This is a genomic window from Oerskovia enterophila (assembly GCF_001692445.1).
Classification (GTDB): domain Bacteria; phylum Actinomycetota; class Actinomycetes; order Actinomycetales; family Cellulomonadaceae; genus Oerskovia; species Oerskovia enterophila.
This window is the reverse complement of record NZ_MAQA01000054.1, coordinates 18,963-29,900: the sequence shown is the minus strand read 5'-3', so window position 1 is coordinate 29,900 and position 10,938 is coordinate 18,963. Positions and strand designations below refer to the sequence as shown.

Genomic DNA, 10,938 nt, shown 5'->3' with positions numbered 1-10,938 from the left:
GCCCCGAGGTACCCCCCGCGGCCCGCTGCTTCGCGGGCCGTCGCGCCGAACCCCGCCCGTGCGCCGCGGTCCGGGGCGACGAACGTCGGGGCGCGGGCCGCGGCAGGTCTGGTCGCGGTCGCGGCGGTCGTCGCCTATGCGGTGGTCTGGCGCTACTTCGTCCTGTCGGCCGCGGGGCAGCAGCTCGACCAGGCGGCGCTTCGAGGATCGGACTACGGTCGAGGGCGGCTCTGGGAGCTGGGCGAGCCCGTGCTCGACGTGGTCTCGGTGAGCTTCGTGGTGCTGGGCCTGGGCACGGCCATGGGGATCGCGCTGCTGCGGCGCAGGTGGGGGCTCGCCGTGCAGGTGGCGTTCGTCGTGGTCGGCGCCAACATCTCGACCCAGCTCCTCAAGAAGGTGCTGCTCGATCGGCCCAACCTGATCGGCGACTGGGGCGTGGGCAACACGCTGCCGAGCGGGCACACCACGGTCGCGGCCTCGGTCGCGGTCGCGCTGCTCCTGGTCGTCCCCCGGGCGGCGCGTCCCGTGGTCGCGATCCTCGGCGCGACGTACACCGCCGCGACGGGGGTCTCGACACTCATCGGTCAGTGGCACCGCCCGAGCGACGTCGTGGCCGCGGTGCTCGTCGTGACGGCCTGGACGGCGCTCGCGCTCGCGTTCACCCCCTCGAGCGCGCTCGACCGCGTGCCGCCGGGACGCAGCAGCTCCTACCCGGGGTCGATCGTGGTGGCGGTGCTCATGCTGGTGGGGGCCGCGTTCTCGGCCGTCGCGGCGGTCTGGTGCCTGCGCGAGGTCGCCCCGGCGGGCTGGGACATGACGGACCTCGCGGAGACCACGGCCTACGTCGGGGGAGCGTTCGGGGTGGTGTCGGCCACGGCGGGCGCCTTCGCGGTGCTCCTCCTGCTCCGGCAGGCGACGTCGCGCCCGGCCTGGCCCTGAGCGCCCGTCCACAGGACGTGGCCCCGACGGTGGTCCACAGTCGATAAGGTGCCGCCTGGCGCCGGTGGCGTAACGTCATAGGCTGCCGGGTGGGGGGCCGCGCAGCGGTTCGGGCACACGAGACGTGCCGGACGGCGTCGCTCACCCCCGCACGTCGGCCCACCTGGAGATCGCTCCAGGTGTGGGCCTCGATCAGCAGCTACGGAAAGCAGGAACGGATGTCCTCAGGTCGCAAGCTCGTCATCGTGGAGTCCCCCACGAAGGCACGCAAGATCCAGGGCTACCTCGGTGACGACTTCGAGGTGGAGTCGAGCGTCGGGCACATCCGCGACCTCCCGCAGCCCTCCGAGCTGCCCGCCGACATGAAGAAGGGGCCGTTCGGCAAGTTCGCGGTCAACGTCGACGACGGGTTCGAGCCGTACTACGAGGTCTACGCGGACAAGAAGAAGAAGGTCGCGGAGCTCAAGCGGGCGCTCAAGAACGCCGACGAGCTCTACCTCGCGACCGACGAGGACCGCGAGGGCGAGGCCATCGCGTGGCACCTGCTCGAGGAGCTCAAGCCCAAGGTGCCCGTGCACCGCATGGTGTTCCACGAGATCACCCGCGAGGCGATCGAGCGCGCGCTGGAGAACACGCGCGACCTCGACGTGCACCTGGTCGACGCGCAGGAGACGCGCCGCATCCTCGACCGCCTGTACGGCTACGAGGTCTCACCGGTCCTGTGGCGCAAGGTCCGTCAGGGGCTGTCCGCGGGCCGCGTGCAGTCCGTGGCCACGCGCCTGGTCGTCGAGCGCGAGCGCGAGCGCATGGCGTTCGTCGCGGCCGAGTACTGGGACGTCTCGGGGACCTTCGCGCTCGCGGACAAGGACGCCGCAGACGCGGACAAGAGCTTCGACGCGCGCCTGGTGCAGCTCGGCGGCGCGCGCGTCGCGTCGGGCCGGGACTTCGACGACCGCGGACAGCTCAAGCCGGCCTCGGCGCGCGACGGCGTGGTCCAGCTCGGCGAGCAGGCAGCCTCGCTCGTGGTCGGTGGGCTCGCGGACGCAGACTTCGTGGTCCGCAGCCTCGAGACCAAGCCCTACACGCGCCGTCCGGCCGCGCCCTTCACGACCTCGACGCTCCAGCAGGAGGCGAGCCGCAAGCTCCGCTTCAACTCGCGGCAGACCATGCGCACCGCGCAGGCGCTGTACGAGAACGGCTACATCACCTACATGCGCACGGACTCCCCGTCGCTGTCGGCCGAGGCCACCGACGCCGCGCGCCGTCAGGCCGCCGAGCTGTACGGCCCCGAGTTCGTGCCCGGCTCGCCGCGTGTCTACGCGTCGAAGGCGAAGGGGGCCCAGGAGGCCCACGAGGCCATCCGCCCCGCCGGGGACTCGTTCCGCACCCCGGCCCAGGTGGCGCGGGAGATCAGCGGCGACCAGTTCAAGCTGTACGAGCTCATCTGGAAGCGCACGGTCGCCTCGCAGATGGCGGACGCCAAGGGCTCGACGGCGTCGGTGCGGCTGGCAGCGCCCGTCGCGGGCACGGACGCCCAGGTCGCCGGCAAGGAGGCCGTGTTCGCTGCCTCCGGCACGGTCATCAGCTTCCGCGGCTTCCTCGCGGCATACGAGGAGGGCACGGACGACGCTGCGGAGACGGCCGACGGCGCCGCGGCCAAGTCCGGCCGCCGGGGCGACGAGGACGCGCGCCTGCCGCAGATGGGCGAGGGCGACCGGCTCGACGGGCGTGACCTCACGGCCGACGGGCACTCGACGTCCGCACCTCCGCGCTACACCGAGGCGAGCCTCATCAAGGCCCTCGAGGAGCGCGGCATCGGCCGCCCGTCCACGTACGCGTCGACCATCTCCACGGTCCAGGACCGCGGCTACGTGCTGCCGCGCGGCCAGGCCCTGGTGCCCAGCTGGCTCGCGTTCGCCGTGATCCGCCTGCTCGAGGAGCACTTCGAGTGGCTCATCGACTACGACTTCACCGCGGAGATGGAGGCCGACCTCGACGCGATCGCGGCCGGCGACAAGGACCGCGTGGCGTGGCTGACCCGCTTCTACTTCGGGGACGGCACGGGACGCGAGGAGGGCGAGGGACTGCGTCAGCTCGTCGACGACCTGGGTGAGATCGACGCCCGCGACATCAACTCCGTCCCGATCGGCGAGGGTATCCAGCTGCGCGTCGGTCGGTACGGGCCCTACGTGGAAGATCTCAGCGGACCTGTCGCAGATGGTCAGACCCCGCCGCGCGCCTCGGTGCCCGACGACCTGGCTCCTGACGAGCTCACGGTCGAGAAGGCGCGCGAGCTCCTCGCCGCGGGCGCCGACGACGGCCGGATCCTCGGAGCCGACCCCCAGTCCGGGAACCCGATCGTGGCGCGCGCAGGGCGCTACGGGCCGTACGTGACCGAGCAGCTCCCCGAGCCCACGTTCGACGAGGGTCTGTCCGCGGCCGCGCTCAAGAAGGCCAAGGCCGCGTTGCCCAAGCCGCGCACGGCGTCGCTCCTCAAGGACATGAGCCTCGACACCGTGACGCTCGAGGACGCGCTCCGGCTGCTGTCGCTGCCGCGCGTCGTGGGCACGGACCCGGAGACGGGCGTCGAGATCACCGCGCAGAACGGCCGCTACGGCCCGTACCTCAAGAAGGGCACGGACTCGCGCACCCTCCCCTCGGAGGAGGCCATGTTCACGGTCACGCTCGAGGAGGCGCTCGAGCTCTACAAGCAGCCCAAGCGCGGTCGGGGAGCCACGGCCACCCCGCCGTTGCGCGAGCTCGGCGACGACCCGACGTCGGGCAAGCCCATCGTGGTCAAGGACGGCCGCTTCGGTGCGTACGTGACGGACGGCGAGACCAACCGGACGCTGCCGCGCGACGTGACGCCCGAGTCCATCACGCCCGAGCGGGCCATCGAGCTCCTCGCCGAGAAGCGCGCGGCGGGCCCGGCCAAGAAGAAGGCCCCGGCCAAGAAGGCGCCGGCCAAGAAGCCGGCCGCGAAGAAGGCCCCGGCCAAGAAGGCGCCCGCCGAGAAGAAGTAGGCGTCCCGGCTCAGCGAGCGGCTGCCGGCCGCCGAGCCGGCTCCGCGCACGATGAAGGCCCCGGACCTGCCCCCGTAGGGGAGCGGGCCGGGGCCTTCGTCGTGCGGGCCGGGCCCTCGAGGTAGAACGGGCTGCGCGAGGTAGAACGCGGCGCGCACTACCTCGCGCAGCACGTTCTACCTCGGCGGCTACCTCGTTGGACACTTCGCCAGCTGGAGGCCGGCCGGAAGGCCGCGGTTGGCCGACAGCGCTCAGTGCCCCGTGTACCTCACGGGCTCGGGCAGGCCCGCGTCCGCACGGATCGCGCGCGACAGCCCCTCGATCGAGCGCAGCGCGTCGACCAGCTCGGGCACGCGGACCTCGAACGGCATCGCGTGGATGGTCTCGCCCGGTGCCGTCGCGGCCTCGGCCACGCGGCGCAGGTCGCCCACGTCGGCCGTCGTGAGCCCGATCTCGGTCAGCGTGTTGGGCAGCCCGACGCGCGTCGTGAACTCGACGAAGTCGCGGATCTCCTGCGACGGGGCTCCTTCCAGCACGAGCTGGGTGAGCGAGCCGATGTTGACCTTCTGCCCGTGCGTGAGCCCGTGGGTCTGCGGGGCGGCCGTGAGCCCGTTGTGGATCGCGTGGGCCGCCGCGAGGCCGCCCGACTCGAACCCGAGCCCCGAGAGCAGGGTGTTGGCCTCGACCACGGCGTCGACCGCGGGCGTGACGAGGTGCTCCTTGACGGCCTCGATCGCGGCGAGCGAGTTCTCCCACAGGATCTTCCACGAGAGCTCGGCGAGCGCGGTCCCGGTGATGAGCGGCAGCCCGCCCGCCATGGTCGTCGCGTTGGCCTTGGCCACGGCACGGGCCTCGATCCACGTCGCGAGCGCGTCGCCGATGCCTGCGACGAGGAACTTCACCGGGGCGTTGGCCACGAGCTGGGTGTCGACCAGGACCAGGTCCGGGTTGTGCGGGAAGAACCGGTACTCCTCGAACGCCCCCTCCTCGGTGTAGATCACGGACAGCGCGGAGCACGGGGCGTCGGTCGAGGCCACGGTCGGCACCGAGACCCAGCGGATCCCTTCGAGGTGCCCGGCGGCCTTGACGGCGTCGATCGTGCTGCCGCCGCCGATCCCCACGATCACGTCCGAGCCGGTCTCCCGGATGCGCCGGGCCAGCCGGTCGACCTCCGCGGCGGTCGCGTACGTGCCGAAGCCCTCGCGCTCGCGCGGCAGGTTCGCAGCCTGGAACGACTCGGCGACGGTGTCCTGGACGATCTCCCAGACGACGTCGTCGGCGACCAGCAACGGCTTGGTACCGATCGGAGCGACGAACTCGCCGAGCCGCGACAGCGCGCCACGCGACTGCACGTACCGCAGCGGGCTGATGAGCGTGCGGATCGGGACTTCGGACATGGGGGCCTCCTCGGGTAGGGACAGGGAGCCGAGCGGACGCGCGTGGAGGATTGCTCCCGCGGACCGCCGACACCTCGACGCTATGTCGGGGAGCGGTCCACCGCCTGTCGGAGCACTGGCTCGACACGCTTGTATGAGTGCTGTTATAACAGTGTTGTGACATCCATCGACCCGACCGCCGTCCCCGGACGCTGGGACTCCCTGCACGCCCTGCTGCGCCGGCTCGACGACGAGATCGGCACCGTCTACACCGACCGCGGGGTCGACGGCGTGCGTCCGCGCTTCGTCTACCCGCTCATCCGTCTCGCCCACACCGGGCCGCTGACCATCCGCGAGCTCGCCGCGTCGCTCGGCCGCACGCACTCGGCCATGAGCCAGACCGTGACCGCGATGCGCAGCGAAGGACTCGTGCAGACCGAGTCCGGCGAGGACGCTCGCACGCGCCGCGTCACGCTCACCGACAAGGCCCGCGCGCTCGTCCCCCTCCTCGAGGCCGAGTGGCGCGCGACCGAGGAGTCGATCGCCGAGATCGACGACGAGCTGCCGTACGCGCTGAGCGCCGTCGTCACCGACCTCGAACGCGTCCTCGCGAGCAGGTCCCTGCGCTCCCGGCTCGTCGAGCGGCTCGACGCCGCGGGACACCCGGCGCAGACGCCCGGCACGCCGGCAGCCGAGACGCCCTGACGTGCGGGACGACGTCCTCGACCTGCGCCCGCTGCGCACCAGTGCCGCCTATCGCGACCTGTGGGCAGGCTCGGCCGTCGGTGGCCTCGGCTTCCAGGTGGCCACGGTCGCGGTGCTGCTCCAGGTGTGGGAGCTCACGCACAGCCCGGTGTGGACCGGTGCGATCGGCCTCGCGACCGCTGTGCCCCTCCTCGCCCTCGGCCTCGTCGGCGGGCACCTCGCCGACGTGCACGACCGCCGCACGATCATGCGCCTCGCGTCGGCCGGCCAGGTGATCTCCGCAATGGGCCTCGCCGCGCAGGCGCTCGCGGGCAACCGGTCCGTGTGGGTGCTGCTCGGTCTCGTGAGCCTCGGTGCGGCGTGCAACGCGCTGGGCTCGCCCGCGCGCCGGACGGTGCCGCCGCGCCTCCTGCCCGCCGACCAGGTCGCGGCCGGGCTCGCGCTGCAGAACCTCGCGTTCCAGGTCGCGATGCTCGTCGGGCCGGCGCTGGCAGGCCTCGTCGTCGCGCGCTGGGACCTCGCGGCCGCCTACGGCGTCCAGGTGGCGGCGGCCGTGGTCGCCCTGCTCGGGCTGGTGCGGCTGCCGCCGCTCCCGCCGGTCCGCACGCCTGCCCTGGCGCCCGCGTCGGACGGCGGCCCCGCACCGGCACCCGCTCCCGTACCCGTGCAGGTGCCGGACGGCGGCCCGGCGGCGGACCACGGACGGCCCGTGCGCCGCCGGGCTGCGGCGGGCGGCTGGTCGATCGTCTGGAAGCGGCGGACCCTGCGGGGCTCGTTCGCGACGGACGTCGCGGCGACCGTGCTCGCGATGCCCGTCTCCTTGTTCCCGCTCGTCAACGAGATCCGGTTCGACGGTGACCCACGCACCCTCGGGCTGTTCCTCTCGGCGGTCGCGGTGGGCGGGATCGGCGCGGGACTGCTGTCCGGCGCGGTCACGCGCGCGCCGCGGTCGGGCGCGCTGCAGCTCGCCGCGGCGGCGACGTGGGGGCTCGCGCTCGCGGGCTTCGGGCTGGCCGGGCCGCTGTGGCTCGCGCTCGCGTGCCTCGCGGTCGCGGGGGCGGCGGACACCGTGTCGGTCGTGACGCGCGGGGCGCTCGTCCAGCTCGAGACGCCCGACGAGTTCCGGGGCCGCGTGTCGTCGGTCGAGCACGTCGTGGGGGTCGCGGGTCCGGAGGTGGGCAACTTCCGCGGCGGGGTCCTCGCGTCGTTGACCTCGGCCCCCGTCGCCCTGGTGGCGGGCGGGCTCGCGGCGAGCGCCGTCGTCGGGCTGGTCGCCTGGCGCAACGCGCCTCTGCGCCGCTACCGGACCCCGGCCGCGACGACGGCGACGGCCAGGGTGGTGCCCGCCGAGACGACGTAGGTGCGTCGTCCTCCCTCGGCGGCCGACGGTTCGACGCGTGCGGTGGGGCCGGCGCGGAGGGCGTCGAGACGAAGCGTCAGTCGACCGTGACGGCCTCCAGCACCGGCAGGCGCGAGGCCCGGATGCCCGGCCACACGCTCGCGACCAGCCCGATCACGACCGCGAGCCCCAGGACGGCGAGCACCTGCCCCCAGGGGACCGCGAGGCTCGTGAGCCCCTGCTCGGCGAGCACCCCGGGCAGCGCCGCGGCGATCGCGATGCCCGTGATCACGCCCAGCACGGTCCCGTAGACCGCGGTCAGGACGGACTCGATCGTGATGATGCCCGCGAGCTGGAGGCGCCCGAGGCCCACCGCGCGCAGCAGCCCGATCTCCCGCGTGCGCTCGATGATCGACAGCGCGAGCGTGTTGACGATGCCCAGCAGCGCGATGACGATCGACAGCCCGAGCAGCGCGTAGAGGATCACGAGGACCTGGTCCACCTGCGCCGCGGCCGCGTTGGCGAGCTCCTCGCGGTCCAGGACCGAGACCACGAGGAAGGGCTTGACGGCCTCGGTGAGCGCGTCGCGCAGCTCCGCGGTCGTGGTCCCGGGTGCCGCGGTCACGTACACCGCGTAGGTCGGGATCTCGGGAGCGCCCACGCTCGCGTAGGTCGCGTCGGCGAGGACCACGTCGGACGAGATGACCTGGGTGTCGATGATCGCCCCCACGCGCACGTCCTGGGTACGGGCGCCGTCGTCGCTCGTCAGGGTCAGGGTGTCGCCGACCTCCCACGCCTCGTCCCGCGCTGCGGTCCTGCTGACCACGGCCTCGCCGTCGGCGAGCGCCCGGTCGGGGTCTCCCTCGACCACGGGGGCGTCGAGGGCCTCGGTGAAGAACCCGGGCGGAACGACCGTGGCGCCGCTGGGCTCGCCGTCCACGTCGAGCGTCCCGAGCCGCAGCGCGAGCGCCTGCCCGACGGCGGGGAGCCCGGTCACGGCGTCGGTGACACCCGGGGGGAGCGCGCCCGTGGCGGCGGCGGCCTGGACCACGTAGTCGGCCCGCACCTGCTCGTCGACGATCGACCGGACCGAGGCCTGGGTCGAGGCCGCGATGACTCCGGTCGCGCTCACGAGGGCCATCCCGATCAGGAGCGCGCCGGCCGTGTTCGAGGTGCGGCGGGGGCTGCGCGTGACGTTGCCGCGCGCCAGCCGACCGAGCGGACGTATCGCGGCCACGGCCGGGACGGCGAGCACCGTGATGACGGCGCCGGCGATCGCGGGGGACAGGACCAGGACGCCCACGAGGGCCGCGCTCGCGCCCACCGCGAGCAGGACCCGCGGGTTGAGGTCGTCGACCAGCGCCCACCCGGTCGGGTCGGCCGACGCCGAGCTCCCGAGGCGCGAGGCGAGCACCAGGAGCCCGGCACCGACCAGCGTGAGCACCAGCCCGACCACCGCGCGGGTGCCTGTCCCGCGGTCCGGTGCGACGTCGTCGTGCATGGCCTGGACCGGAGGGGTGAGGGCCGCGTGGCGGCCCGGGACCGCGGCCGCGACCACGCTCACCAGGACCCCCAGCGAGATCGCGACCACGACCGACGTGACGCTCAGCGGCACGCGACCCGAGAGCTCCATGCCGGTCGAGCCGAACGCGGCGCGCAAGCCGCTGACCAGGACCCGGCCCAGGACCACGCCCGCGGCCGCTCCCAGGAGCCCGACCGCGACAGCCTGCGCGAGGATCGACGCGAAGACCTGCGCGGGCGAGGCCCCGAGCGCGCGCAGCAGCGCGAACTCGCGCTGGCGCTCGCGCACCGACATCGCGAACGTGTTGGCGATGATGAACGCCCCCACGAACAGCGCGATGGCCGCGAAGACCAGCAGGAACGTCTCGATGAAGCCGAGGATCTGCTCGACGCCCTCACGGGCCTCGTCACGCATCGCCTCGCCCGTGAGCGACTCGGCCCCCTCGGGCAGGACCTCGGCCACACGGTCGGCGAGCACCTGCTCGGACACGTCGCCCGCGGCATGGACGGAGATCGTGGGGACGGTCCCGTCGGGCGCGTAGGTCGCGAGCGCGGTCGCGGGGTCGAGCCCCACCAGGATGGTGCCCGCCGCGGCGGCCTCGATCGCGAAGACCCCCGTGACCGTGACGGGCTGCGGGGCGCCCGCGAGGACCACGGTCGTCGCGTCGCCCGTGGTGAGCCCTGCGGCCGAGGCCGCGCTCTCCTCGAGCGCGATCTGCGTGCCGCCCACGGGCCAGGCGCCGCTCGCGAGGGTCACGGTCGGCTCGTCCGGTCCCACCGCGATCCCGATGCTCGGGGGCCCCGACGTCGTGACGGCCGTGCCGTCGGCCGCGACCAGGACGATCGGACCCGACGCGTCGGGCACGGCGCGCGCGACGCCGTCGACCCCCGCGACCGTGTCGGCGAGCGCGACCGGGACGGGCGCGTGGGGCGTGCCGAACGAGCTGCCGGCGCTCGTCGTGGCGTCGATCTCCTCGGCGCCGCGCACGTACACGTCGGCGACGAGGGTCGTCGCGATGATCTCGTCGAACGTCGACGACAGCATCGCGCGGAACGTGAACGTCCCCACGACGAACGCGACCCCGAGCATCACGGCGAGCGTCGACAGCAGGAAGCGGACCAGGTGGGCCCGGACCCCGCGCAGCGCGACCCGCAGCATCAGTCCTCCTCCGCCTGCCCGAGCGCGTCGAGGATGTCGCGGCGGGTCGGGGCCGCGAGGTCGGCCGTGATCCGCCCGTCGGTCAGGAACAGGACCCGGTGCGCGTACGAGGCCGCGCGCGGGTCGTGCGTGACCATCACGACCGTCTGCCCCAGCTCGTCGACCGACCGCCGCAGGAAGCCCAGCACCTCCGCGGACGAGCGCGAGTCCAGGTTGCCCGTGGGCTCGTCCGCGAACACCACCGACGGCCGCGACACCAGGGCCCGCGCGCACGCGACCCGCTGCTGCTGCCCGCCCGAGAGCTCCGACGGCCGGTGGTGCAGGCGGTCGCCCAGGCCCACCGCGGCCACGACCTCGTCGAACCACGCGCGGTCGACGGGGGCGCGCGCGATGTCGAGCGGGAGCGTGATGTTCTCCGCGGCGGTGAGCGTCGGGACCAGGTTGTACGACTGGAACACGAACCCGATCCGGGTCCGCCGCAGCGCCGTCAGGCGCCGCTGCGAGAGGCGGCTGACCTCGGTCCCGTCGATCACGACGCTGCCCGACGTCGGGGTGTCCAGGCCTGCCATGCAGTGCATGAGCGTCGACTTGCCCGAGCCCGAGGGGCCCATGATGGCCGTGAGCTCGGCCGCGCGGAAGTCGACGTCGACGCCGTCGAGGGCGCGGACCGTCGTCTCGCCCTGGCCGTAGGTCTTGACCAGACCGCGGGCACTGGCGGCGCTCCCCGGCACGGCGGTGCTGCCGGCCGCGGTGCTTCCCGTGGCGCCGGGCACGGCGCCCTGCGGGGAAGGGCTGGCCGGGGACTGCGGGGGAGTCGGGTGCGCCATCGGGGTCTCCGTTCGCTCGGGTGGATCCATCGTGTCCCGACCCGGGGTG

7 protein-coding genes are annotated in these 10,938 nt (G+C 73.8%); 4 read left to right on the top strand and 3 right to left on the bottom strand.

The features are described from left to right. Window positions 1-939: phosphatase PAP2 family protein (locus OERS_RS17175; protein ID WP_322788310.1), on the top strand; the 939-nt coding region annotated here is incomplete at its 5' end. A 218-nt stretch (window positions 940-1,157) separates the two neighbouring features. Then, a complete protein-coding gene (gene topA, locus OERS_RS17170) occupies window positions 1,158-3,962 on the top strand; it encodes a type I DNA topoisomerase (RefSeq protein ID WP_068627290.1) in 2,805 nt (934 codons plus the stop codon). A 251-nt stretch (window positions 3,963-4,213) separates the two neighbouring features. On the opposite strand, the gene OERS_RS17165 is transcribed toward topA, so the two are convergent. Beyond that, complete coding sequence (locus OERS_RS17165; RefSeq protein ID WP_056649357.1) at window positions 4,214-5,359, bottom strand: glycerol dehydrogenase; 1,146 nt, start codon at window positions 5,357-5,359, stop codon at window positions 4,214-4,216. A gap of 156 nt (window positions 5,360-5,515) precedes the next feature. Between OERS_RS17165 and OERS_RS17160 the strand changes: the two genes are divergently transcribed. Together OERS_RS17160 and OERS_RS17155 are read left to right on the top strand one after the other, a co-directional pair. Next, window positions 5,516-6,043, top strand: a complete 528-nt coding sequence (locus OERS_RS17160) for a MarR family winged helix-turn-helix transcriptional regulator (RefSeq protein ID WP_068627288.1) — start codon at window positions 5,516-5,518, stop codon at window positions 6,041-6,043. Between the two features lies 1 nt (window position 6,044). After that, window positions 6,045-7,403, top strand: a complete 1,359-nt coding sequence (locus OERS_RS17155) for an MFS transporter (protein ID WP_068627286.1) — start codon at window positions 6,045-6,047, stop codon at window positions 7,401-7,403. Window positions 7,404-7,479: 76 nt separating this feature from the next. On the opposite strand, the gene OERS_RS17150 is transcribed toward OERS_RS17155, so the two are convergent. Both OERS_RS17150 and OERS_RS17145 read right to left on the bottom strand, forming a co-directional pair. Further along, window positions 7,480-10,062 (bottom strand): ABC transporter permease, encoded by a 2,583-nt coding sequence (locus OERS_RS17150; RefSeq protein ID WP_068627284.1) that lies wholly within the window; start codon window positions 10,060-10,062, stop codon window positions 7,480-7,482. Then, on the bottom strand, window positions 10,062-10,889 hold the full coding sequence (locus OERS_RS17145) for an ABC transporter ATP-binding protein (RefSeq protein ID WP_211268508.1): 828 nt from the start codon (window positions 10,887-10,889) through the stop codon (window positions 10,062-10,064). The genes OERS_RS17150 and OERS_RS17145 overlap by 1 nt, the downstream gene beginning before the upstream one ends. Between the last annotated feature and the right edge of the window lie 49 nt (window positions 10,890-10,938).